Below are 24,978 nucleotides of genomic sequence, written 5' to 3' on the forward strand. Positions count from 1 at the left end.
AACAGGAGGCGGCGAGACGCGTGTCCGTACCCATGTCGAGGAAGAGGTCGGCCGATTCGGTGGTGCGCACCGCTAGCGCGCAGCCGAAAGACGCGATCTCCCTCGAACAGCTGCTGGCGCAGCTGGGCAGCGGCTTCCTGGAGGTCGTCCGAGCACCCGCCGGTCTCGACCGGCGGGTGCGCACCGCGGTGATCTGGGACGTCGCCAACCCGGTGCACATCGGCCGCGACGACATCATCTTCGCGGTAGGGGTCTCGGGTGATTCGCCCGGTCTGGTGCAGCTGATCGAGATGGCGGCCAAGGCGGAGGCATCCGCTGTGGTGCTGAAGGGCCTGGAACAGCACGAGTGGGCCCGAGCGGTGGCCGACCGCGCGGACGTGGCGGTTCTGGTGGCACCGCCCGACCTGGCCTGGGAACACCTGCACGCCCAGGTGCGGGCCGCGGTCGCCACCGGCCACGCGTTCCGTACCGACCACGAGGGCACGGTGTCCATCGGTGATCTCTTCGCGCTTGCCGACGCTGCGGCTGCGGACCTCGGTGGCGAGGTGGAGATCGACGACGCGAGCATGCACGTGCAGGCCTTCTCCACGCGCGGCGGCGAGATCGACGAGCTGCGGCGCGCGTCCATCCTCTGCCGCTATCCACCGCAGAGCTTCATGGAGTGGCTGCGTGGTTCGGGTGCGATGGGCAAGATCCGCGAGTCGTTGCGCCCGGTTCGGCTGGACCCGCCCGGCCAGTGCCCCCGGCTGGTGTCCGCCATCCGGGCCGGCATCGACGTGCTCGGCTATATCTGGGTGGTCCAGGGCACCCGGCCGTTCGCGCCCGATGCGGAAGCCGCACTGACCGAGATCGCGCGAATTGCGGCCGCACAGATCGTCCGGACGAAGGCAGTCGAGGACGTCGACCGCAGACTGCGGGCCCAGTGCCTGCGCGGTGTGCTGGAGGGGACCGGGTTGGCCTCGCTGCTGGCCGCCCGGCTGGGAGCGTGCGACGGGGAGCGGTTCCGCGTCCTCGCGTTCCGGCCCCGCGGCGGGTGGTCAGGTGACCGGGCGGAGCGGCTGTTCGTCCACGGTCTCGTGGCATTGCGGGCCGAGATGGGGGAACGACGGGGAACCGCAGTGGCCGCAGGCGATCATATCTACGCGCTGATCCCCGACACATCCTCCGGGGAGGCCAGCACGTCCCTGGCACAGGAGATCGTGACCCTGACGGCCAACCAGCTCGACGTCCGGCTCGTGGCCGGGATGAGCGCTTTGATCGACTCCCTCGACGCGCTGCCCGCGGCCCGCACCCAGGTCGACCGGATCGTGCGTCTGCTCGTGAGCACCGACGAGCCGGACATCGCGTCCCCGGACGAGCTTCGGCCCAGGGCGGTGCTGGCGGAAATCCGCGAGCTCGCCCATGAGCGTCCACAGCTTCTGCAGGGCAGTATCGACGTACTGCGTGAGCTGGATGAGAAACGCAACACCAATTACATTGCCACTCTGCTCGCCTACTTCGATGCGGCGTGCGACCTCACCGAGGCCGCCAAGCTGCTCTACGTCCACCGCAACACGCTGCGCTACCGGCTGCAGCGGATCCAACAGCTGTCCGGGTTGAACCTGGACGACCCGGTGGAAAGACTCGTCGCGGAACTGCAGCTGCGGCTGTCCCTCGGCGACTGACCCGGCCGATCCCGGTTCCGGCTCACTTCGCGCGGCCGGACGTTACGACGGCAGCCTGGCCGCGGCGGCATCGCCACCACCGGGAACGTATACCTCCGGTGGTGGCGACGCAGGGCACGAAGACGTCAGCGACCAAGTGCCGGCAGCACGGACTTCCCGACAAGTTCCAGCTCTTCAGCCGCGCTCTCCGGGTTGACCGGCGACAGCACGACACTCGTCGCGCCCGCCTTGAGCAGCTGCTCGATGCGGGCGCCGACCTGGTCGGGATCGCCGGCCACGGCCAGCTCGTCGATCCATTCCTCCGGCATCTCCCGCACCAGTCGGTCGGTGCCGCCCTCGCTCATCAACTCGGCCAGGTGGTCGTTGTAGCCGAAGGCCTCCGTCAGCGCGTTGTGCGGGCCGACGGCTTCGAGGTAGAAGGCCAGCAGCGGCCGGACCGCGGCGCGTGCGGCCTTGCTGTCCTTGTTGACGCTGAACAGCGCGAAGGTCGGCAACAGGTGTGAGCTGCGACCGGCCTCGGTCATCCCGGTGCGGATGTGCTGGAGTGCGGACTCGATGTACTTGGTGCCCGCCAGCACGCTCATCACGGTGCCGTCCGCGATCTTGCCCGACAGGCGCAGGGACTTGGGCCCGAGCACGCCGGTGAGCAGTGGGACCTCGGCGTCGGGCACAAAGCTCAGGGACACGTCCCGGAAGGTGAACTGCCGGCCCTCGTTGTCGACGGTCTCGCCGGACAGCAGCCGCCGGATACTGGTCACGCACTCGTCCAGGGCGGTGAGCGGCGAGCGGGGGGTGAGTCCCATCTGGTCGGTCCAGGCCGGCACGCCGTGGCCGATGCCCGGCAGAAAGCGGTCCGGGTAGACCCGCGCCAGTGTGGCAATCTCCATCGCGGTCATCGCAGGGTGACGGGTCATCGAGGAAATGATGCCGAGACCGACGGTGATGTCCGTGGTGGCCTGCAGGGCCAGCCCCGCCGCGGTGAAGCCGCCGTAGTAGAAGCAGTCCTCGGCGACCCAGACCTCGCCGAAACCGAGGTCCTCCGCTTGGCGGGCCAGCGGACCCACCTGCTCCGGCGGCGTCGTCGCCGTCGCAATGAACACACCAACCGGCACCTTGTTCATGACTCACTCCTCTGGGGTCGACGCCGACAGCACCCACGGTCCGGCGCACTTGCGACCGTCGTCGGGATGATCCGTTTCCAGGGCACCACTGTCGCTTCGGCCGCAGTTGGGGGGAACAGTCGAGCTGGGCAAAGTTCGGCCCGTCATATGTCTGATCCGGAGACGTCGTCGCGGGCAAACCGGGGGCACGATCTGCCGTGCGTCCCGCCCGATCGCTCTCGCATGCGTCCATCGAGCGGGCCGCCGACGCCTGACCGCGGCGCTCGCGGACCCCTGGCTTCGCCTTCGCAGGTGCCGCGTGAACACATGGCCCCAGCCACTCAAGGAGCGAATGCCCATGAAAGTCGACCCGACCAGATCAGCCGATCTCGAGGTGATCTACACCGACGATCCCGAGGTCGTGCGCGAGGCCGCCACCGAGGACTACACCCAGCATGTCGTGCCGCGCTCGTGGCGGATGAGTCCGCTGCCGCTGGCGAGCGCCTGGTGGGCTCTGGCCAGCGCCATGTTCTGGCTGATCCTCGGCGCGCTGGTGGCGCTCACCGTCGGCACGGTGGACGCCATCATCGGCATGGTGCTGTCCGTGATCGCCTACGGCGCCGTCAACTACGTGCTGTCGGCCTACGCAGCCCGCACGGGCACGACCGTCAACTTGTTCTCCCGCGGGTTGTTCGGCTACGCGGGCGGGGTCCTGGCCCCGCTGCTGGTCGCCGTGATCTCGATCTACTTCGCCACCTTCGAAGGCTCGGTGATCGCCGTCGCCTTCCATGAGTACTTCGGCGGCGTCGACCTGAAGATCTGGTACCTGATCGTGGTGGCCTACAGCGTGCCGCTGGTGTTCGGCGGCGTCCGGGTCTTCCTGGACAAGTTCAACGGACTGCTGTTCCCGTTCTACGTCATCGGGCTGGTCGTCGCGGTGGTCTGGACGGTCCAGGCGCACGGCACCGGCGGGGACTGGCTCACCTGGCGTCCGGACGAGATCCAGGTAAGCGGGCCCGGTTGGTTCTGGGCGTTCACCGTGTACATGGGTGACTGGGTGCTGATGATGTTCACCTGGGACTACGCGCGGTTCGGCCGGACCTCGCGCCGCGACATCCGGGTCAACGGCTGGTTGACCTTCGGTCCAGGCTTCTACATGTTCACGATCCTGGTGAACGGTCTGATCGGCATCTTCATCGCCCTGACGATCCCCTCGAAGGGGCAGCTGACCGAGCTCTCCGGCGTGCTGGGCATGGTGCAGTTGATGGGCCTGACGGCGGTCATCCTGGTATGGATTAGTCAAACAAGAATAAATACCGCAAATTTCTACGTTGCGACCACCAACCTCGAGAACGTGGCCGCCCGCGTCTTCAAACTGAAGTTGTCGCGGGTGACGTGGGCGATCATCGTGGGCGCGATCGTGTACGTGGTGATGCTCAGCGACGTCTTCTCGTTCCTGCTCGCCGCGCTGCGGTACCAGTCGGTGCTGACGGTCACCTGGACGGCGTGCGTGCTGGTCTGGATCGCCTGGGGCTGGTTCCGCGGGCCGTCCGCGGAGCACACCGAGTGGCGGCCGGGCCGCGTGACGCTGTTCAACTGGGGTGGTCTGTCCGCCTGGGCGGCAGGAACGGCCGTCGGGATGGTGATGCTCAGCGTCGGTGACGACAGCTCGTGGACCGCGACCTGGGCACTGCCGCTGTCCTTCGTGGTGTCGGCGCTGGTGGAACTGCTGGTGCTCGCCCTGTCCGGCCCGGAGCGGACGGTCATGCAGCGACCGCGGGACCCGCGCAAGGAGGTCGACGACCCGTGGGAGGCGAGGATCCGCTGCCACCGCTGCGGGAAGTTCTACCTGGCCGTCGAGATGGACCGGGACCCGAGCCACGGGCACCAGGCGATCTGCGCGGGCGACGCCCAGGCCAGTCCCACGTTCTACCGGCATGCACGCTCGGAGGCGCGCGGCTCCACCGGGCGCTGAGCACGGATGACGGGTGCCGGGTGGCGTACTCCTGCGCGCCACCCGGCACGGCACCACGGAGAAGTGCGCCGACTGGCGCTCGCTGATCGGCCGCCCGTACTGAGAGGAGATCTCAGGCGAGCCCGCGGGCTCGGCAGGCGAGCTGCAGAAGCAGCCAGTCGTCGGGGCTGTCCGGGTCGACGTCGAGTTCGGAGAAGATTCGTTCAATCCGGTAGGCAACCGAGTTGCGATGCAGGTGCAGCGCTGCCGCGGTCTTCGACAACGAGCCGTGGTTGTCGAGGTAGACCTGCAACGTCCTGATCGCCTCCTCGGCTTTGCTGTTGCTCATTCGGTCGAGTGGTGCGAGCACTGTGGCGATGGCTTTGCGCGCCGTGTGCGAGGCGTACCACTCCACGAGTGTGCGCCGCAGGCCGAGGTTGTCGAAGGCGGTGGCGACGTTGGGCCGGTTGCGGGTCCGGGAGGCGGCGACGGCCGCTCTGGCTTCGGCGGCGGAGTTGATCAGCCCGAGCGAACCCGAGTGCGCGGTGCCGACGCCGCAGTACAGCACCGCCTCGGGGAACCGGCGTACCGCCTCCTGCAACGCCCGGTTCGCCGACTTCGTGGCCTGGGCTCCGGCGGAGGGCCCGGGATCGTTGCGGCACATTCTGACGGCCAGCACTGAGCGTTCCGTCCAGGCCAGGTGCCAGGTGCCGCCGGTGGACCGGACGGCGTCCAGGACTGTCCGGCCGAGCAGTTGGCGTGCCTCGAACCCGGCGACCTCCTCCCGCCACAGCTCCTCGGCGTTGTCGTGCTCGATCCGCACCACGACGTGCCAGCCGTCGATGGGCAGGCCCATGGCTCGGGCTCGCCGCAATAGCTCCGAGCGGCCTTGTTCCGAACTGTCCAGGATCTCGGACAGCAGCTCGGCACGGGACCGGATCGGCAGTTCCTCGGCACGGCGGGCGGCGTCCGCCGCGAGCGCCAGAGTGTCCGCGAGCAGCCTGCCGACCAGGACAAGCTCGGGGCGAGACCGGGCCGAGGAGTCTCGGACGACGACCCACCGGTCCGGTTCGCCGTCCACCTGGACCGGAAACGAGAGTTCGCCATCCGGTTCCGATCTGACGTCTATGTCCGCAGATGCGGCTTTGGCGACGTCTTGGACCATTGCCGCGGGATCCGGGGCCATGGCAGTGGTCCGCTGGAAGGCCTCGACCGCCCGGCGCAGCGCCAGCTCCGCCGACCCGCGCAGTCCCGCGTCGAGAGTGGTGACAAGGTCCGCCAGGTTCACCGGATCCGTCTGGCGAAGAATGGTGATCCCGAACCGGCGTGCGGTCTCCACGGAGGTGGAGGTCAACGGGGATGTATTGGGCTCAGCGAGGACGAGAGCGGCCACACCCCGAGCCACGGCCATACGCAACGCGATGTCAAACTGGTAGCCGTCCACGGCCGCGCAGACGTGTGAGCCAAGGACTGCGATGGACTGCGAAGGCGCGTTCTGCAGGTCCAGCAGCCGCTCGGCCACGAAGACGCATTCAATCTCCGGATCGTCGGCGCCACGGGCCACGCATTCGAGCCGCAGCCCGGGCGCGTCCTTCAGGTCGGCGAGCATCGTCATACGAGTCCCTCTCGGCGAAGTGCACGAAAACATAGAAGCCTTTTGTGCCCAACGTCAATGAACCCCGGGAGGTCGGAGCCCTAGGTTCGATGCCGTGCGGTTGGACACGGCAAACATCGAGGCGTTCGCGCTGGGGTGCGCGATCCTGAGCGCCGGCGGCGGCGGAGACCCCGGCATCGGGCTCGTCATGGCCCGCCACGCCATCGCCGAGAGCGGGCCGGTCGAGATCGTCGATCCCGGAAGCCTGGATCCCGGGGCCCTGATCATGCCCTGCGGCCTGATCGGCTCGCCCACGGTCGCCCAGGAGCGCGTGTGGAACGGCCAGGAGGGCGCGCAGCTGGTGCGGGCCGTCGAAGAGTGCACCCACTCCTCGGTCAGCGCGATGATGTGCTACGAGATCGCGGGAGTGAACGGCCTGCTGCCGGTGATGTGGGCGTCCCGGCTGGGGAAGCCACTGCTCGACGCTGACGGCATGGGACGGGCGTTCCCCGAGATGCAGCAGCAGGCGATGCATATCGCCGGCATTGCCGCGAGTCCGGCCCTGCTGACCGATGGCCGGGGCAATGTCATCGTCGTCAAGGCGGCTGGGAACCTGGATGCCGAACGCCTCGTCCGCAGCTGTGCCGCCACGTTGGGCGGGACCTGCGCCGGAGCCCTGTACACCATGACCGCCCGCTCCGCCGGGGCGGCCGCGATCCGCGGATCTGTCTCCAAGTCCCTCCGGATCGGCGAGATGATGAGAAACCGCCGGAGCGGATGGCCGGAGGCCCTGGCCGACGAAACCGCCGGCCGTGTCCTCATCGAGGGACGGGTCACCGAGATCCAGCGGCGGACAGGCGTCGGATTCAGCCACGGTCATGCGGTCGTCGACGGCACCGGCGCTTACGCGGGACGGCGACTCCGCCTGGAGTTGCAGAACGAGCTGCTGGTCGCTCTCGAGGACGGCGAGGTGCTCGTCACGGTCCCGGACATCATCACCATGCTCACCCTCGCGGACGGCCACCCGGTGGGTACCGAGCGGTTGCACCACGGGCAGCGGGTCGGAGTCGTGGCCCTCCCCGGACCAGACGTGTGGCGAACCGAACAGGGCCTGCGAGTAGTCGGTCCGAGGTCGTTCGGATACGACGTGGACTACGTACGGGGAGTCACCGGTGCCGACCACTGAAGAGCTGCGACTGGGCGTCGACGTAGGCGGCACCAACACCGACGCGGTGATCGTCGATTGGGCGGGGACGCTGGTCGCCAAGGTCAAAGTCCCGACCACGGACGACTTGAGCACCAGCGTCGAACAGGGGATCGCGCGGCTGCTCGAGGATCCGGCCGTCGATCCCAAGCGGGTACGCTGCGCCACGCTCGGTGCCAGGCGCGCCACGAACGCGATCCGGACCGCCTCGGGCCTGCGCCATGTCGCCGTCCTGCGCATCGGCGCCCCGCTCACTTTCGCGATACCGCCGCTGGTGGCCTGGCCGCCCGAGCTGCGTCACGCAGTTCACGCCGGCAGCGCGACCGTCGCCGGCGGATGCGAGTTCGACGGCGAACCGCTCGCGGCCCTCGACGAGGCGGCGATTGTCGCATTCGCGTCCGCGGTCGGCACCGCTGCCGCTGCAGTCGCCATCACATCCGTGTTCTCCCTGGTGAACCCGGCGGACGAGCTGCGGGCAGCCGAGATCATGCGGCGGGAACTGGGTGACATCCCCATCTCGATGAGCCACGAGATCGGCGTCATGGGGCTGGTGGAGCGGGAGAACGCCACCATTCTCAACGCTGCCCTCTCCGGCGTTGCGGTCGACGTCGGGCGGTCGTTCCACACCGCGGTCGAGCGGAACGGCCTTGACGCCGAGTGCTACATCACCCAGAACGACGGCACCCTCATGGCGCTGGAGTACTCACTGCGGTTCCCGATGCTGACCATCAGCAGCGGCCCGGCGAACAGCATGCGTGGTGGTGCGCACAGCAGCGGAGTCACCGACGCCATCGTCGCCGACATCGGCGGCGCGACGACCGCGGTCGGACGGCTCGTCAACGGCTTTCCCTGGGAATCGCTGCCGCCCAATTCGATTGGCGGTGTCGACACCAACTTCCGGCTGCCGGACGTGCTCAGCATCCCGGTCGGCGGTGGCTCCGTGGTACTGGGCGCGGCAGAGCAGTGGGCGAACGGCCGGATGAACGTCGGCAGCTCGCTGGTTGCCGAAGCACTCTGTTTCGGCGGATCGACACCCACGATCACGGATGCGGCCGTCGCCGCCGGGCGCGCCGCGACGGGCACCTGCCCCGTCCCGGCCAAGTGGCACACCGGATTGGCTCAGCACTTGGAGCTGTGGGACGGGTTGCTCGCCGAGGCCGTCGACCGGGTCCGGCTGGGGGCCGACGATCTCCCCCTGATCGTGGTCGGCGGGGGCGGCGACATCGCACCGGACAGCTTTTCCGGCGTCCGCGAAGTCATCCGGCCACCGCACTTCGAGGTCGCCAACGCACTCGGGGCCGCCACCGCCCCCGTCAGCGGGCACGCCGAGCGGATCTGCGCGAGCCGTCCCGACCGCCTCCGGGCGGCCGTGGACGAGGTCTCGGCAGAAGCCGTGGGGCGGGCCATCCAAGCCGGCGCCGACCCGGCAGGTGTACGGGTCGTCGACGTCGAGGAGATCCCGCTGACCTACCTCCGCGACCCCGCGGTCCGGATCAAGGCTCGGGCGGTCGGTCCTCCCGTGACCTTCAACCCGCAGCAATCAGAAAGTGCACAACGAGCCAGGAGGCACTCGGCATGACCTCGCTCATCGGCCAGGAGTTCGTCCGAAGGGACGGGCTGGAGAAAGTGACCGGTCAAGCCCGGTACACCGCTGACTTGGCGTTCACCGGCCTGCTGCACGCCAAGTTCGTGTACGCCGAACGGGCGCACGCCCGGATCGTGAGCATCGACACCGCTGCGGCGCGCGCCATGCGCGGGGTGCACGCCGTGGTCACCCAGGCCGATGCCCCAATGGTGCGGTATGGCATGTTCGTCAAGGACCGGACGCTGTTCGCCCATGAGGTGGTCCGGTTCGAGGGCGAGATCGTGGCCGCCGTCGCGGCCGAGACCCCAGAGCAGGCCGAGGCCGCCTGCGCTGCGATCCGCGTGGTCTACGAGGACCTCGACCCGATCCTTGACGTGGAGGAGGCGCTGGGGAGCTCCTCGCCGCTGGTGCATCCGGACTGGAAGAGCTACCAGGCGCAGGAAGGCATGAACCGGGGCCCGAACGACTGCGGCCACATGACATCGGTCAAGGGGGACGTCGACGCGGGATTCGCCGAGGCCGACCACATTCTCACCGAGACCTACCGCACCGACATGTCACACGCCGTCCCGATCGAGCCGCATGCCGTCGTCGCGCAGTGGCAAGGTGACAAGGTCACGATCTGGAGCACGAGCCAGGTGCCGTTCCCGGCCCGCGCCGGCGTGGCGGAGACGCTGCAGATCCCGCAGAGCAACGTGCGGCTCGTCGTTCCGCACCTCGGCGGAGGATTCGGAGGGAAGTGTGACTTCCACTTCGAGGCCCATGTGGCACTGCTGGCCAGGCGGGCCCGGCGACCGGTCCGGCTCGTCTTCACTCGCCGTGAGGAGTTCGTCGCCACGGACAAGGTGCGGCACGCGGCCCAGATCGAGTTGACGACCGGGGTCAAGGCGGACGGGACCATCACCGCGCGGCGAGCACGAATACTGCTCAACTCTGGCGCCTACTGCGGGGACGCACTGTTCGCGACAGAGATCGGCCTGATGATGGTGGCCGGGCCCTACCGAGTGCCGAACCTGCACGCCGAGGTACACACCGTCTACACCAACCGCACCCCTGCCGGCAGCGTCCGAGCCCCCGGCGGGCCGCAGGCCTGCTGGGCAGTGGAGCAGCACACCGACGAACTCGCCAGGCGCGTGGGGTTGGATCCGCTCGAGTTCCGCCGCCGCAACCTCGTCCGGGCCGGAGACACCGGTCAGACCGGTCAGCGGTTCATCAGCTCGAGTGCGGAGGAGTGCCTGCGGCGCGCGGCCGAGATCGCGGGATGGCCCGGCAAGGACCTCGCTCCCGGCGAGGCCCTGGGGATCGCGGTGGGCTGGTGGTTCAGCCTGCCCGCAAGCTCCGGTGCGTACGTGAAGCTCAACGCCGATGGGACCGGAACGATCGTCACCGGAGCGCAGGAGAACGGCAGTGGCTCGGTGATGGGCCTGACCACGCTCGCCGCCGAGGAACTCGGCATGCGGCCGGACCAGTTCTCCATCGTGTACCAGGACACCGAGGCCGGGCCGTTCGATCTGGGCAGTGCCGGCAGCCAGACCACGTTCAACAACGGACGGGCGGTGATCGAGGCATCCAGGGAAGTCCGTACGAAGCTCCTGCGGCAGGCGGCTGAGATGCTGGAGGTCGCCGAGGAGGACCTCGAACTCGTCGATGGGGCTGCCCGGGTCCGCGGCGTTCCGTCCAGGGCGCTGCCGATCGCGAGGGTCGCGGCACAATCGCACCAGTCCTCCCTGCTGATCGGCAGTGGTTCGGGCAACCCGCCATCACTGCCGGAGCACGACCTGCGCGGCTGTGGGGGCCGGCTCGGGTACTCCGCCTTCCTTGCGCCCTCCTTCTTCTGCCACATCGCCAGGGTCCGCGTCGACCCGGACACCGGCACCGTCACGGTGCCCGAAGTGACCGCCGTGCACGAGTTCGGCCGCGTCCTTAATCCACTCGGCGCTCAGGGCCAGGTCGAGGGCGGTGTGATCCACTCGGTCGGCATGGCGGTGCTGGAGGGAAGCCAGTACGACGGCGGGCACCAGCTCAACCCCGGCCTGCTGGGCTACAAACTGCTCACCGCCGCTGACGCTCCCCGCGTCAACGTCGAGCTGCTCGAGGACCCGGTCGAACAAGGGGGACCACACGGCGCCAAGGCGGTGGGCGAGCCGCCGGTCGTGGGCACCGCCGCGGCCATCGGCAACGCGATCGCTGCGGCGGCCGGCACACGGGTCCGTGCCCTGCCCATGACAGCTGAACGCGTGTGGACGGCACTGCACGAGCAAGAAGGAGAGCCGGCATGAGCCGCTATTTCGCGCCAACCACCGCGGCGGAGGCCGCCGCGCTGCTGGCAGAGAACGAGGGCGCGCGCGTGGTCGCGGGCGGGACCGACCTGGTAGTGGCCGCCAGGGGCGGCAAACACCCCATGCCAGAGGCGCTGATCGCCATCCACGGCGCGACCGACCTGACTTCCCGGGTGCAGACCGAAGAAGGGTTGCGTCTGGGAGCTCTGACATCCCATGCGTGGCTCGAACGATCGCCTCTGGTCGGTGACAACTGGTCCGCGTTGGCCGATGCGTCCGCCTTGGTCGGCTCACCCGCCACCAGGAACATGGGCACGCTGGGCGGCAACCTGATGAACGCCTCGCCGGCGATGGACACCGGTGCCCCGCTCCTGGTCTTCGAGGCCGATGTGGAGCTGCTGAGCCATCGCGGGGCTCGCACCGTGCCGGTCGCGGATCTGCTCGTCGGCCCCGGCCGCACCACCGCCGAGTCCGACGAACTGCTCACCTCGGTGCGCCTGCCGGATCTGCCCCCCGCGACAGGGAGTGCGTACGTCCGTCTGGAGCACCGGCGCGCGATGGAGATCGCGGTCGTCGGGGCGGCCGTACTGGTCACGCTCGGGGACGACGGCCGGGTGGCCGACTCCCGGATCGCACTGAGCGCGGCAGCACCCACGTGCGTACGGGCGCGGGAGGCCGAAACCCTTCTGCCCGGACTCCAGCCGGACGCCGCGGCCTTCCGCGACGCGGCGGCCCTCGCGGCCGAGGCCGTACAGCCGATCACCGACGTCAGGGCGAGCGCCCGGTACCGCCGGGCCATGATCTCGGTCGTCGTGCGCCGGGCGCTGACGGTCGCCGCCGCGCGCGCCGCGGGAACCGATATCGCCGTCCCCGCCAATCGCAATCTGCCCACGGTCAACGCCGGGAGTACAGGATGAGGTATCCGCTCAACGTGAGGGTCAACGGCGTCGAGACGTCCGTGGACGTCGAGCCGCACCGATCGCTGCTGAACATGTTGCGGGAGGACATCGGCCTGACCGGGCCGAAGGAGGGGTGCGACGACTCCGAGTGCGGCGCATGCATGGTGCTTGTGGACGGGCGGCCGGTGAACTCCTGCTCCTATCTCGCCCTGCAGACCGGTGGGCGGGAGATCACCACGATCGAAGGCGTGTCGGAGCCCTCGCGACCGCACCCGATCCAGCAGGCGCTGCTGGAGGAGGGCGGTGTGCAGTGCGGCTTCTGCACACCAGGCATCGTGATGTCCGCCAAGGCCCTGCTGGACACCAACCCGTCGTGCGACGAGGACGAGGTCCGGCTGGCACTGGGTGGAAACCTGTGCCGCTGCACGGGCTATCAGAAGATCGTCCGGGCTGTGGTGAGGGCGGCGGCCGAACAGCTGCCGGACCAGGCCGGTACGGCTGGATAGCCGGAGGCACCGCAGCGTCCTCCGCAGTCCCCCGAGCGCGTCTCGGGGGACTGTTCCTCGAGGTGCCACCGCCCGGCGGCGACAGTGCCCAAACATCACGGCCATCGGACGGAAACACCTTGTGCAGAATAAACAAGTGGCCTTCCAAGCTTCGGCCGAACGCCTAAAGATGCAATGCCACGGGGCCACTAGCCTCGCAGATCATCAGCTCGATCGGGTCCGCCGCCGCCACTTCGACGATGTACGTGGGCTCGCCCGAAAGCCTCCGATTCCGAGCGCTCTCAACCTGGGAGACGACCAGCCATGAAGCCACCTCCGTTCAAGTACCACGCCTGCCGAACGATCGATGAGGCGGTCGGCATCCTTGATTCCGACCCGGACGACTCGAAGGTGCTGGCCGGCGGCCAGAGCCTTGTTCCCGTACTGAATCTCCGGCTGGCCGCCCCTGAGAACCTCGTGGACATCAACTCCATCGCGGGCCTTGACCACATGCGGGTCCAACCGGATCACGTGGCGATCGGGGCGGCGACGCGGCAGTTCGCCGTGGAGCGCTCCGACCAAATCCACTCGGTGCTGCCCGTGGTACGGGAGGCGCTATCCCATGTCGGCCACTCGCAAATCCGCAACCGTGGCACCATCGTTGGGAGCATCTGCCACGCGGATCCGGCTGCCGAAATGCCGGCGGTGTTCCTGACCGTCGGTGGTGAGATCACCGCCCGCAGTGCCACAGGAACGCGCACCATCGGCTCGGACGACTTCTTCGAGTCGTACCTCACCACCCTGCTCGAGCCAAACGAGATCGTCACGGAGGTGAAATTCGACGTACCGAGCGGGCGAACCGGCTGGTACTTCGAGGAAGTCGCCCGTCGGCACGGCGACTTCGCCATTCTCGGTGTGGTGGCGCTCATCTCGCTCGAGGCCGACACCGTGAGCAGGGCGCGGATCACTATCTTCGGCGGCGCTCCCACTCCCCTGCGGATGACCGCCGTCGAGCAGCTGATCACCGGTGTCAAGGCCAGCGAAATAGGCGGTGACCTCCTCGAACGTGCGGCGGACGAAGCCTCCGCCGCGGTGCGGCCGACCGACGACATCCACGGCAGTGCGGACTACCGGCGCCACGTTGCGGGCCTGCTGACGAAGCGGGCCATCACCCGGTCACTCGACCGTGCGGGATCTCCCGCGTGACCACCCCGCGCAGCGCGCACTGCCCGCTCGCGATGTCCGACCAAGGCGAAGGAGATTCGGCATGACAACGAGCTCGAAGCAGATTGTGGAGCTGAATGTCAACGGCATTCCGCATCAGCTACTGGTCGAGCCGCGGAGGACGCTCGCTGACGTTCTCCGTGACGATCTCGACCTCACCGGAACCAAGCTCGGTTGCGAACACGGTGTCTGCGGGGCGTGCACCGTCCTGGTCGACGGCCGTGCCGTCCGGGCCTGCCTGATGTTCGCCGTCCAGGCTCAGGGATCAGAAATCACCACCGTCGAGGGACTCGCCTCGGACGGCGAACTCGACCACATCCAGAAGGCTTTCGCCGAGAATCACGGCCTGCAGTGCGGATACTGCACACCCGGAATGCTGATAACCGCGCATGCTTTCCTCGCCGAGAACCCCGAGCCCACGCGGGAGCAGATCTGCGAGGGGATGAACGGGAACCTCTGCCGGTGCACCGGCTACCAGAACATCATCAAGTCGACCGCGGCCGCTGCCGAAGCAGCGAAGACAGCGGAGAAGGACGTCCGAGTTTCATGACGGCCATTCCCCCGGTGCAGAGCAGCAGGACGGCAACACCTTCCGGCGAGAGGAAGAGCTCACATGTCTGAAACGTTGGACCTCAGGGAACAGGCGATCCGGAAGTGGGGAGGCGACAACCGCGCGATCCGCAAGGGAAAGTGGATCGGAAAGCCGGCCAGGCGTCTTGAGGACGCGCGGTATCTGACCGGTGCGGCCCGCTACGTGGCGGATCTCGATCTGCCCCGGATGCTGCACGCCGTGTACGTCCGCTCCCCCCACCCGCACGCCCGCATCGTCTCCATCGACAAGTCCGTGTTGCCAGGGCTTGGCAAGACCGTGTTCGCCTTCACGGGCGAGGACCTGCGCGATGTGCCGCCGCTGATCGACCACGTCGCGCTCGACAACCTCCTGAGGACGCCCCAGCAGGTCGTCGCGATCGACAAGGTCCGGTTCGTCGGGGACGCGGTGGCGATCGTCCTCGCAGCGGACCGCTACGCCGCCGAAGACGCGGCCGAGGCACTCGGTGCTGCCGTCGAGTACGAGGAGCTGCCGCCGGTGCCGCATGTGGCGGCTGCCGGTGCGTCGGACGCCGCGCTGCTGTTCGAGGAACTGGGCACGAACGAGATCTACCGCCAGGCGGAAACGCACGGCGAGGTCGACGAGGCGTTCGCCAGGGCCGACCGCGTGTTCAGCACGGAGTTCCACCACAACCGCTACATGGCGGCACCCATGGAGACCAGGGGGGTGCTGGCCAACTTCGACCGCGCCGACCAGCAGCTGACCGTCTGGTCGTCGACCCAGATGCCGCACTTCCTGCGCTCGGTGATCGCCGGCCAGCTCAGCCTGCCCGAGAACAAGGTCCGGGTGATCGCACCCGAGGTCGGCGGCGGGTTCGGCCAGAAGATGTGCACGGTGCCCGAAGAGATCGCCATTCCCTACATCGCGACCCAGCTCGGGCGTCCGGTCAAGTGGATCGAGGACCGGCACGAGCACCTCATCGCGGCCACCCACTCCAAGCAGCAGTCGATCAGCCTCGAGGTCGCCGTCACCAACGACGGCAAGGTACTCGGTGTCCGCGGGGAGTTCGTCGGTGATGGCGGAGGCTACTCCTTCAACACCGAGAGCGCGCTGATCGAGCCGGCGCTCGCGGCGAAGGCGCTGCCCGGCCCGTACCGGATCGAGAACTACCGTGAGGAGGTCGGGGCCTTCCTGACCAACAAGAGCCCCGTGGCGGCGTACCGCGGAGTGGGCTGGACCGCCGCGAACACCGCGCGGGAACTCCTCTTCGACGAGATCGCACGCGGCCTCGGCATCGATCCGGCGGAGTTCCGCCGCCGCAACATGCTCCACTCCGACGAGCTTCCGTACCTCTCGTGCACCGGTCAGGTCTACGACAGCGGTAGCTACCTGGAGTCGCTTGACAAGGCGCTCGAGGCCGTCGACTACTCGGGGTTCCGCGAGAAGCAGGAGGAACTGCGCAAGCAGGGCCGCTACATCGGTCTGGGCATCAGTTCCTACGTGGAGCAGACCGCGTGGGGCAGCGAATCGTCGGCCCAGGCCGGAACGCCGCTGCCGTCGCACGACAACGCCACCGTCACTGTCGATCCGTCGGGCAAGGTGACCGTCGCGGTCAGCGTGTCCAGCCACGGCCAGGGGCACGAGACCTCGCTCGCCCAGGTCGCCGCCGACGGCCTCGGGGTGGACATCGAGGACATCGTGGTCCTGCACGGCGACACCTCGAACACGCCGTACGGACTGGGCACCTACGCCAGCCGCAGCGCCGTTATCGGCGGTGCCACCGTGGCCAGGGCCGCCGCGGACGTCCGCGAGCAGATCCTGCAGGTGGCCGGGAAGATGCTCGAGGCCAGCCCGGAGGACCTGATGATCGAAGACGGGAAGGTCTCCGTCGCGGGCACCCCGTCGCGGTTCAAGGCCCTGGCCGACGTGGCCTACGCAGCGCACTGGGACTCGGACGTGCGCAACAGCGAACCGCTGCTGTCGGCAACCCGGTTCTACGACCCGCCCGCCAACTACGCCAACGGCTGCATCGTCTCGCTGTGCGAGGTGGACGCCGACACCGGCGTGGTCACCCTGGACCGCATCGTCGCGGTCGAGGACTGCGGCATGGTGATCAACCCGATGATCGTGGAAGCGCAGGTGCACGGCGCGATCGTCCAGGGACTCGGCGGCGCGATGCTCGAGCACCTGATCTACAGCGACGAGGGCCAGCCGCTCACCACGACGTACATGGATTACCTGGTGCCCACGTTCTGCGACGTGCCGCCGATCGAGGTGATCAGTATCGAGACGCCGTCTCCCTTCACCGTGGGCGGCATCAAGGGCATGGGCGAGGGTGGTCAGATCGCCGCCCCCGCCAGCCTGGCCAACGCGGTGGCGGACGCTCTCACCCCGTTCGGAGCCCGCATCGAGAAGCTGCCGCTCACGCCCGACTACGTGCTGCGGCTGATGGGCAAGATCGGCTAGCCGGAGAACGCGGCGAGTGCACAGCAATCGAGCAGAGTCGGTGCCGGGTTGCCGCGCCCGAGGTCGCGGCAACCCGGCACCAGCTGGAAGGGCAGCGATGAACAACGAGCAGCATCGAAGCGGCGGGCCGTCCGGTCTTCCGTTCGATACCGTCGATGAAGTGCAGGACGTCCTGCGCGATCGCAACTACCTGGCCGGGCGTGGATTGGCCACCGCCATCCTGCTCTCCCTCAAGATGGGTCGGCCACTGCTGCTCGAGGGTGAAGCCGGGGTCGGCAAGACGGAGATCGCCAAGACACTGGCCGGTGTCCTGGACACCGAGCTCATACGCCTGCAGTGCTACGAGGGCATCGACGCCTCGCAGGCGCTCTACGAGTGGGACTACGGACGCCAGTTGCTGTTCGCCCGCGCCCTGCAGGACGGGGAGATCAATGCCCAGGACCGGGTACGACAGCTGTACGGCCCGGACTTCCTGCTCGCCAGGCCGTTGCTCCAGGCGATTCGGGCCGAGAAGCGGGCCGTGCTGTTGATCGACGAGATCGACAGGGCCGATGACGAGTTCGAGGCCTTCCTGCTGGAGGTGCTCTCCGAATTCACCGTGACCGTCCCCGAACTCGGCACGATCCGGGCGGTGTCGCCGCCCGCGGTGATCCTCACGTCCAACCGCACCAGGGAGCTGCACGACGCGCTGAAGCGGCGGTGCATGTACCAGTGGATCGAGTTCCCCGAGCTCGAGCGGGAGGTGGAGATCGTGCGGCTGCGGGCCCCGAACGTGTCGGAGCCGCTGGCCCGTTCGGTCGTCACCGCCGTGGCGCGTCTGCGCGAGCTCGACCTGATCAAGCGGCCGGGCAGCGCGGAGACGATCGACTGGGCCAACGCGCTCGCGCTGCTGGGAGCCGAGGCCGTCACCGGTGAGGCAGGGCGCTTGACGCTCGGCTGGGCGATCAAGAACCAGGACGACATGCGCCTGGTCGAACCGCGGCTGCATGAGCTCGTCGGTGAGTGACCCGGTAGAGCTCGCCACCCGTTTCTGCCGGGTGCTGCGTGCGGAGGGCCTGGCCGTGGGCAGCGGCCAGATCATCGACTTCTGCCGCGCCGCGGCCGAACTCGAGGAACTCTACTGGGCGGGCCTGGCCACCCTGGTCAGCGACCGGGATGAGATCGCGGTCTACGACCGCGTCTTCCGGGCCTTCTTCCGCGGCCACGATTCGGTGTCCATGCCGGAGCCGCAGCCGGACGCGCCGTCCCTGACGCGGACTGCGGACACCGCGGGGCTGGCCGACCCGTCCGACGAGGACGCCGACCAGCAGGTCGCCATGGCCGGCTACGTCGAGCTGCTGCGGAAGAAGTCCTTCGCCGACTGCACCGAGGACGAGCTCCACGCGTTGTCCGCGGCCGGCGCGCACCTGCCGGTGGCTACCCGGCGTTCCCGGCGGTACCGGGCCGCCCGCAAGGGATCGCCCGACTTCCAGCGCACTCTGCGGGCCTCCTTCCGTACGGGAGCCGAGCCGGTGCAGCGTACTTGGCGGGTCCGCAAGCGCCGCCCGCGCAGGGTGATCCTCCTCCTCGACGTCTCCGGTTCGATGGCGGCCTACTCGCGTGCGCTGCTCTTCTTCGCCCATGCCGGAGTGCGGGCCCGGCGGGGGTGGGAGGTGTTCTGCTTCGCCACCCGGCTGACGAGAGTGACCCGCGAGCTGGCGCAGGGCACGCCGGACGAAGCACTGCGACGGGCCGCCGACGAGGTCGTCGACTGGGACGGCGGCACGCGTATCGGCGAATCCCTCAAGCGCTTCCTCGACGAATACGGCCATGGTGGGCTCGCCCGAGGGGCATGGGTGGTCATCTGCTCGGACGGGCTTGAGTTCGGTGACCCGCAGCTGCTCGGACAGCAGATGCTGCGGTTGTCCCGCCTCGCTCACCGAGTGGTGTGGCTCAACCCCCTCAAGGAGGATCCGGCGTACGAACCGCTGGTACGCGGAATGCAGGCCGCACTGCCCCACATCGATGTCTTCTCCGGCGGACACAACCTCGCCGGCCTGGCCGAGGGACTGGCCGGAGCCCTTGGCCCACGATGAGCCGTCCCGGGGCCCGGTGCCCGAGCGCCGGCGGGGCCCAGCCCCGGGGCGAGAACTCCCGGTCCGGCCCCGGCGCATCAAGACCGACAGCGGGCGCGGTTTTCAGCCCGTCCGGCGCTTGAGGACACGCCCGGAGTGAGGCCGGGGCCGGGGGCGGAGCCCCCCGGGTGGGATCAGCCCGTCGCGCTCTCCGCCCGCAGCGGCATCGCCGCCAGGCCCGCACCGCGCGGCAGCAGGATCGTGCGCAGCGCTACGACGGGGGAGAGCAGCCGGGAGGGGCCGGCGGCCAGGTGGGTGATGTCGCGGAAGGCCGCGCCGACCACCGGGTCGATCGCCGCCCGGTCGACCAGGCGCCCGAAGTACCACGTCTGCATCCGCTCGGCGAGGCCCGGCGGCGTCGCGTCCGTGTCCTGGGCGTACGGGCGGTCCGCGCCGACCGCTGTCAGCCAGGCGGTGTCGCTCGCCCGTGCCACCGCGCGCTGCGCCGTGGGCGCGAAGCCCGGCCGCAGGCCGCCGTCGGCGAGCGCCTCGCGCAGGGCCAGGCCGCTCAGCGCGGCGACCGACATGCCCTGCCCGTAGATCGGGTTGAACGTGCAGGCGGCGTCCGAGACCGCGAGGTACCCCTCGGGGACGCCGCCCGGAGCGTCATAGTGCCGGCGGCGGTTGAAGGTGTCGCGGAATCCGTGCGGGGGCGACACGGCGTCCGAGGTTCTGAGGTTGTCGACCAGATGCGGTTCGCCGAGGGACTCCACGAAGGCGAGTACGGCGGACCCGTCGGTGGGCGGATGCTGGCCGCGCGCACCGGACAGCGTCAGCAGCCAGTTGCCGCCCTCGACGGGTGCCCACGCGGCGCCGCGCGGGCAGTCGGGCCGCGGCTGGACGACCACGGCCATGTCGAAGGGCTCGGTGGGCCGCAACATCTGCGTGGAGTAGCCGATTCCGGCATCGACGACCTCCTCGCGCGGGGCCGGACGGCCGAGTTCGGCCAGCCACTGGGGGGCGCGCGAGGCGCGTCCGGAGGCATCGACGACCAGATCGGCGTTGAGGTCGCGCTCGGCGTGCCCCGCATCGCGCGAGCGCACCCGTACGCCGGTCACCCGCTCCGCGCTGCCGAGCAGCCTGATGGCCTCGCTCGCCTCCAGCACCTCCACCCGGGTCCCGGAGCCGGCGGCCTCGGCGAGCACCCGCTCCCGTACGGTGGCGTCGAAGAGCGGACGGGTGCAGCTGACCACGGCGTGTTTGCCCTCGTGATAGCGGCGCTGCCAGCCGTTCGCCCCCTTGGTGATCACATCGCGGGGCGCCTCCATCCGGCGCGCGCCCGCCGCCTCCAGGTCCGCGGTGGTCCCGGGCAGCAGCTTCTCCAGGGCCAGTTGTCCGCCGCTGAGGAAGACATGCAGATGGCGGCCCTGGGGGACGCCCTTGCGGAAGACGGGCCGGTCGGGGTAGCGGTCGCGCTCGACGACCGTGACGGTGTCCACGTGCCCGATCAGCGCGCCCACCGCCAGCGTTCCCGCCAGCCCGCCGCCCACCACTACCGCGCTGCCGCTCATCCCCAGCCCCTCCCGGCCCATGATCGATACGGCCCAAGCCTGGGGCTCCGGGCAGGGCCCGTCAACCTGGCCCGGTGAGGAGGGCACACGGCCCTCCTCACCGGGCCCACGATCAGGACTCGGGCCTACGGCACGACCACGATCTTGCGCCCCTGGCCCGACCGGAACTGCTCCAGCGCCTTGGGGTACTCCGCCAGCGGCAGCCGGTGGCTGATGAAGATCTGCGGATCGAGCACCCCGGCCGCGAACAGCCCGGCGGCCCGCTCATAGCTGTGCAGCACGGCCATGGAGCCGGTGATGGTGATCTCCTGGTTGTAGATCTTGTACGGCTCGATGGTGGCCCGCGTCGCATAGTCCGCGACACCGAACTGCAGGAACGTTCCGGCTTTGGCCACCCGGCCCAAGCCGTCCTGGATGGCGGCCTGGTTGCCCGTGGCGTCGATGACCACGTCCCAGCCGCGCGGCTGCTCCAGCTCGTCCGCCGAGCCGCCGGCCCGGGTGCAGCCGAGCGTACGGGCGGTGGCCAGCCGCTCCGGGTTGACGTCGAGGACGTCGACGCTGGTGGCACCGGTCCGCTTGGCCAGCTCCAGCATCATCAGCCCCATGGTGCCGGAGCCGTAGATCAGCACCTCGGCGCCCAGATTGCCGCTCAGCACGTCATAGCCGCGCACCGCACAGGACAGCGGCTCGATCAGGGCCGCGTCCGCCACGTCCACATGCTCCGGCAGCCGTACGCAGTTGGCCACCGGCGCGACCGCGAACTCGGCGGCGCCGCCGGGAACGCTGACGCCGATGGCGTTCCAGTTGTCGCACAGATTGCCCCGGCCGATCCGGCAGTAGCGGCACTCATGGCAGTGCAGGGAGGGGTCCACGGCCACCCGGTCGCCCACCGCCACCTCGGTGACCTCGCTGCCGATGCCCACGACCTCCCCGGCGAACTCATGCCCGGGGACGATCGGCAGCGTCGGCGCGAACTCCCCCTGCAGAATGTGCAGATCGGTGCCGCACAGACCGCAGGCCGCCACATCGACCACTACCTCCCGGGGCCCCGGGGTGGGGTCCGGGACGGTGGTGACGGTGACCTTGCCGGGGGCTTCGATGACGGCGGCCCTCATTTGACTGCTCCTAGCGACAGGCCCTGGACCAGCTTGTCCTGGGCGGCGAAGCCGGCGGCGAGCACCGGCAGGGAAATGACGATCGACGCGGCACACACCTGGGCGAGGAACAGGCCCTGGCTGGTGACGAAGCCGGTCAGGAACGCCGGGGCGGTCTGGGCGACCACACCGGTGAGCACTTGGGCGAAGAGCATCTCGTTCCAGCTGAAGATGAAACAGATCAGCGAGGTGGCCGCGATGCCCGGCCCCGCGATCGGGGCGATGACCCGCGCCAGAATGGTGGGCAGCCGGGCCCCGTCCATCTGGGCGGCCTCGATGATGGACACGGGGATGTCGGCGAGGAAGGACTGCATCATCCACACGGCGATCGGCAGATTCATCGAGGTGTAGAGGATGACGAGCAGCCAGATGTTGTCCAGGAAGCCGGTGTTCTTCGCGAACAGATACACCGGCAGCAGCCCGGCCACCACCGGCAGCATCTTGGTGGACAGGAAGAAGAACATCACGTCGGTCCACTTGCGCACCCGCCGGATCGACAGCGCGTACGCCGCCGGAAGCGCCAGCAGGAGAACGAAGCAGGTCGAGAAGATGCTCGCGCCCATCGAGTTGAGCAGCGCGGGCCAGGGGCTGGCTCCGCCGCCCGCCCCGAAGAACTCGCGGTAGCCGTCCAGGGTGAGCGGGGCGGCCAGGGACGGCGGATTGGTGGCGGCGTCGGGCTCGGAGTGGAATGAGGTGAGCGCCATCCACAGCACCGGCAGCACGAACACGATGCCGGTGAACCAGGCCAGCAGGCCGAGCGCCGCACCACGGCGCCTGGCCCGGCGGGCGGCCGGCGGAACCGCGGTGACGGCCGCGGTCGCGGTCAAGGAGGTCATGGGCGGGATCCCTCCTCACGGAAGAGGGACGACACCACGCGCAGCGCGAAGGTGGCAATGATGATCGTGCCGATCACCACCAGCACACCGGCGGCCGATGCCAGCCCGTACTCGTGGGCGTTGTAGAAGGTTTCGTAGATGGTGTAAGGGAGGTTGGCGGTGTCGAGCCCGCCCCGGGTGATGGTGAAGACGGCGTCGAAGTTCTGCACGATGTATACAGACCCCAGCAGGGTGCCGAGCTCCAGATAGCGGCGCAGATGCGGCAGGGTCAGAAAACGGAAGACCTGCCAGTTGCCGGCCCCGTCCAGCCGGGCCGCCTCGATCATGTCCAGCGGGCGGCTCTGCAGTCCGGCCAGCAGGATGAGCATCATGAACGGCGTCCACTGCCAGATCAGCGACGCCTCCACCGCCATCAGCGGCATATCGGAGATCCAGTCGGGCTGCGGCCCGCCCAGCCAGTTGAGCACACCGTTGAACAGCCCGTACTCCGGATTGTACAGCGCATGCTTCCACAACAGCGCGGACGCCACCGGGACCAGCAGGAACGGTGCGATGAGCATCGTCCGCACGACCCCCCGGCCGCGGAATTTACGGTCCAGCAGCAGCGCCAGCGCCAGTCCCAGCACCACGCTGACGATCACCACGGTCGCGGTCAGCAACACGGTGGTCAGGATCGAGTCGCGCAGCGCCGCGTCGCTCGCCACCGTCGTGTAGTTGTCCAGACCGGCGAATGCGCGCTGATCGGGACGGAAGGAGTTCCAGTCGAAGAAGGAGATCACCAGCGTTGCCACAAACGGAAGCTGGGTGACCACGATCAGGAAGATCAGCGCGGGCATCAGAGGCGCCCGGGTGGCCCATTCGCGTGCGCGGTTCCTGGCCGGTCCAGGCGTGCGCTGCGGGGCGGTGGCCACGGTCGGTGGCCGTCCGCCGGGTACGGGGACCGCCGTCGTCGGATTACTCATCTCGGTACTCCTCGCCGACCTTCTCGGCCAGCTTCTGCGACTTCTTCAATGCCGAATCGACGGACTGTTTTCCGGCGATGGCGGCGCTGATCTCCTGGGCGACCTTGGTGCCGAGATCAGCGAACTCGGGGATGTCGACGAACTGGATGCCGATGGTCGGCCGCTTCTGCACGCCGGGGTCGCGCGGCTTGGCGTTGCTGATGGCCTCACGGGTGACCTCGGAGAAGGTGCCGGCGGAGTCGCGGTAGTCCGGGTTGGCGTAGGTGGACGCCCGCTTGCCCGCGGGGACGTTGGCCCAGCCGAATGTCTTGCCGACCAGGGCCTCGTACTTCTTGCTGGAGGCCCAGGAGACGAACTTCCACGCGTTGTCGGTGTTGCGCGAGGCCTTCTGGATGCCCCAGGCCCAGGTGTAGAGCCAGCCGGAGCTCTTGGTCTTCACCACCGGCGCCTGGACATACCCGATCTTGCCCTTGACCGGGGACTTGGCAGCCTCCAGCGAACCGGCGGCCGAGGTGGCGTCGTACCACATGGCGCTCTTGCCCTGGGTGAGGTTGTTGAGGCACTCGGCGAACCCGGACTGGGCCGCGCCCGCCTCGCCGTGCTTGCGGACCAAGTCGACATAGAACTTGGTCGCCTTGGTGAACTCGGGCGAGGTGAGCTGCGCCTTCCAGTCCTTGGTGAACCAGGTCCCGCCGAAGGTGTTGACGACCGTGGTGAGCGGGGCCATCAGCTCCCCCCAGCCGGGCAGCCCGCGCAGACAGATGCCGTTCATCCCCTTGCGGGCGCCATCGGCCTTGGCCGCGAGATCCGCGACCTGGTTCCAGGTGGGCCGCTCGGGCATCTTCAGATGCTTCTCGGCGAAGATGTCCTTGCGGTACATCAGGAAGGACGACTCGCCGTAGAAGGGCTCGGCGTACAGCTGGCCGTCACCCGCGGTCAGCGACTCCCGCATCGGGGGCAGGATGTCCTTCTGGTCGAAGGCCTTGTCCTTGGCAACGTGATCGTCCAGCGGCAGCAGCCAGCTGTTCTCGGCGTAGAAGGGCACCTCGAAGTTGCTGATGGTGGCGACGTCGTACTGCCCGGCCTGGTTGGAGAAGTCCTGGCTGATCTTGTCGCGGACGTCGTTCTCCGGCAGCACCGTGAAATTCACCTTGATGCCGGTTTCCTTGGTGAAATGCTTGGCGGTGAGCTTCTGCAACTCCATCATCTGCGGGTTGTTCACCATAAGAACATTGATGGTCTTGCCACCGGAGCTGCCGCCCCCCATACCGGCGCACCCCGCGAGGAGCGCTCCCGCGGTCATGGCCACCACCGGTATCCGGGCAGCACGAAGAGTCAGGACTGGCATAACGAGTCCAATCGAAGGGACGTGGGGAAAGAAATACAGAGCGGAAAGG

Annotated in this window: 19 protein-coding genes; 12 read left to right on the forward strand and 7 right to left on the reverse strand. The window is 68.8% G+C overall.

Annotated elements, in window-relative coordinates:
• The first annotated feature begins 62 nt into the window (after positions 1 to 62).
• Complete coding sequence (locus ABZS71_RS04915; protein WP_356207639.1) at positions 63 to 1,664, forward strand: helix-turn-helix domain-containing protein; 1,602 nt, start codon at positions 63 to 65, stop codon at positions 1,662 to 1,664.
• A 125-nt stretch (positions 1,665 to 1,789) separates the two neighbouring features.
• On the opposite strand, the gene ABZS71_RS04920 is transcribed toward ABZS71_RS04915, so the two are convergent.
• On the reverse strand, positions 1,790 to 2,785 hold the full coding sequence (locus ABZS71_RS04920) for an LLM class flavin-dependent oxidoreductase (protein ID WP_355842672.1): 996 nt from the start codon (positions 2,783 to 2,785) through the stop codon (positions 1,790 to 1,792).
• Positions 2,786 to 3,122: 337 nt separating this feature from the next.
• Between ABZS71_RS04920 and ABZS71_RS04925 the strand changes: the two genes are divergently transcribed.
• Positions 3,123 to 4,739 carry a hypothetical protein gene (locus ABZS71_RS04925; protein WP_355842675.1) on the forward strand — a complete coding sequence of 539 codons (1,617 nt, stop codon included), beginning with the start codon at positions 3,123 to 3,125 and terminating at the stop codon, positions 4,737 to 4,739.
• 112 nt (positions 4,740 to 4,851) lie between these two features.
• Here the strand turns inward: ABZS71_RS04925 and ABZS71_RS04930 are convergent, their stop codons facing one another.
• A complete protein-coding gene (locus tag ABZS71_RS04930) occupies positions 4,852 to 6,333 on the reverse strand; it encodes a helix-turn-helix domain-containing protein (RefSeq protein ID WP_356207641.1) in 1,482 nt (493 codons plus the stop codon).
• Positions 6,334 to 6,427: 94 nt separating this feature from the next.
• Here ABZS71_RS04930 and ABZS71_RS04935 point away from each other — a divergent pair, with 94 nt between their 5' ends.
• The 10 genes from ABZS71_RS04935 (at position 6,428) to ABZS71_RS04980 (ending at position 19,079) form a co-directional block, all read left to right on the forward strand.
• A complete protein-coding gene (locus ABZS71_RS04935) occupies positions 6,428 to 7,498 on the forward strand; it encodes a DUF917 domain-containing protein (RefSeq protein WP_356207642.1) in 1,071 nt (356 codons plus the stop codon).
• Complete coding sequence (locus tag ABZS71_RS04940; RefSeq protein WP_356207643.1) at positions 7,485 to 9,095, forward strand: hydantoinase/oxoprolinase N-terminal domain-containing protein; 1,611 nt, start codon at positions 7,485 to 7,487, stop codon at positions 9,093 to 9,095. Before ABZS71_RS04935 ends, ABZS71_RS04940 begins: the two co-directional genes overlap by 14 nt.
• Positions 9,092 to 11,380 carry a xanthine dehydrogenase family protein molybdopterin-binding subunit gene (locus ABZS71_RS04945; RefSeq protein WP_356207645.1) on the forward strand — a complete coding sequence of 763 codons (2,289 nt, stop codon included), beginning with the start codon at positions 9,092 to 9,094 and terminating at the stop codon, positions 11,378 to 11,380. The genes ABZS71_RS04940 and ABZS71_RS04945 overlap by 4 nt, the downstream gene beginning before the upstream one ends.
• The gene (locus ABZS71_RS04950; protein ID WP_355842690.1) at positions 11,377 to 12,297 is read left to right on the forward strand and encodes an FAD binding domain-containing protein; all 921 of its coding nucleotides are present in this window, start codon (positions 11,377 to 11,379) and stop codon (positions 12,295 to 12,297) included. The genes ABZS71_RS04945 and ABZS71_RS04950 overlap by 4 nt, the downstream gene beginning before the upstream one ends.
• Positions 12,294 to 12,785 carry a (2Fe-2S)-binding protein gene (locus tag ABZS71_RS04955; protein WP_356207646.1) on the forward strand — a complete coding sequence of 164 codons (492 nt, stop codon included), beginning with the start codon at positions 12,294 to 12,296 and terminating at the stop codon, positions 12,783 to 12,785. The genes ABZS71_RS04950 and ABZS71_RS04955 overlap by 4 nt, the downstream gene beginning before the upstream one ends.
• Before the next feature lie 303 nt (positions 12,786 to 13,088).
• Positions 13,089 to 13,970, forward strand: a complete 882-nt coding sequence (locus ABZS71_RS04960; RefSeq protein ID WP_356207648.1) for a xanthine dehydrogenase family protein subunit M — start codon at positions 13,089 to 13,091, stop codon at positions 13,968 to 13,970.
• Positions 13,971 to 14,031: 61 nt separating this feature from the next.
• Positions 14,032 to 14,538 (forward strand): (2Fe-2S)-binding protein, encoded by a 507-nt coding sequence (locus tag ABZS71_RS04965; protein ID WP_355842698.1) that lies wholly within the window; start codon positions 14,032 to 14,034, stop codon positions 14,536 to 14,538.
• A gap of 63 nt (positions 14,539 to 14,601) precedes the next feature.
• Complete coding sequence (locus tag ABZS71_RS04970) at positions 14,602 to 17,004, forward strand: xanthine dehydrogenase family protein molybdopterin-binding subunit (protein ID WP_356207649.1); 2,403 nt, start codon at positions 14,602 to 14,604, stop codon at positions 17,002 to 17,004.
• Positions 17,005 to 17,164: 160 nt separating this feature from the next.
• Complete coding sequence (locus tag ABZS71_RS04975) at positions 17,165 to 18,010, forward strand: MoxR family ATPase (protein WP_356207651.1); 846 nt, start codon at positions 17,165 to 17,167, stop codon at positions 18,008 to 18,010.
• Complete coding sequence (locus ABZS71_RS04980; protein WP_356207653.1) at positions 18,003 to 19,079, forward strand: VWA domain-containing protein; 1,077 nt, start codon at positions 18,003 to 18,005, stop codon at positions 19,077 to 19,079. Before ABZS71_RS04975 ends, ABZS71_RS04980 begins: the two co-directional genes overlap by 8 nt.
• 173 nt (positions 19,080 to 19,252) lie before the next feature.
• Here ABZS71_RS04980 and ABZS71_RS04985 read toward each other — a convergent pair whose 3' ends face one another.
• The 5 genes from ABZS71_RS04985 to ABZS71_RS05005 all read right to left on the reverse strand — a co-directional run bounded on the left by ABZS71_RS04985 (position 19,253) and on the right by ABZS71_RS05005 (position 24,884).
• Positions 19,253 to 20,629: a hydroxylase gene (locus ABZS71_RS04985; protein WP_356207655.1), complete on the reverse strand. Its 1,377-nt coding sequence runs from the start codon at positions 20,627 to 20,629 to the stop codon at positions 19,253 to 19,255.
• A gap of 125 nt (positions 20,630 to 20,754) precedes the next feature.
• The gene (locus ABZS71_RS04990; RefSeq protein WP_356207657.1) at positions 20,755 to 21,744 is read right to left on the reverse strand and encodes a zinc-dependent alcohol dehydrogenase family protein; all 990 of its coding nucleotides are present in this window, start codon (positions 21,742 to 21,744) and stop codon (positions 20,755 to 20,757) included.
• Positions 21,741 to 22,619 (reverse strand): carbohydrate ABC transporter permease, encoded by an 879-nt coding sequence (locus ABZS71_RS04995; RefSeq protein ID WP_355842717.1) that lies wholly within the window; start codon positions 22,617 to 22,619, stop codon positions 21,741 to 21,743. Before ABZS71_RS04995 ends, ABZS71_RS04990 begins: the two co-directional genes overlap by 4 nt.
• Positions 22,616 to 23,581, reverse strand: coding sequence for a sugar ABC transporter permease (locus ABZS71_RS05000; RefSeq protein ID WP_356207658.1), 966 nt, complete (start codon positions 23,579 to 23,581; stop codon positions 22,616 to 22,618). The genes ABZS71_RS04995 and ABZS71_RS05000 overlap by 4 nt, the downstream gene beginning before the upstream one ends.
• Positions 23,574 to 24,884, reverse strand: a complete 1,311-nt coding sequence (locus ABZS71_RS05005) for a sugar ABC transporter substrate-binding protein (protein ID WP_356207659.1) — start codon at positions 24,882 to 24,884, stop codon at positions 23,574 to 23,576. Before ABZS71_RS05005 ends, ABZS71_RS05000 begins: the two co-directional genes overlap by 8 nt.
• Positions 24,885 to 24,978: the final 94 nt, after the last annotated feature.

Origin of the sequence: Streptomyces sp. NPDC005393, from assembly GCF_040606675.1 — a bacterium.
Lineage (GTDB): Bacteria > Actinomycetota > Actinomycetes > Streptomycetales > Streptomycetaceae > Streptomyces.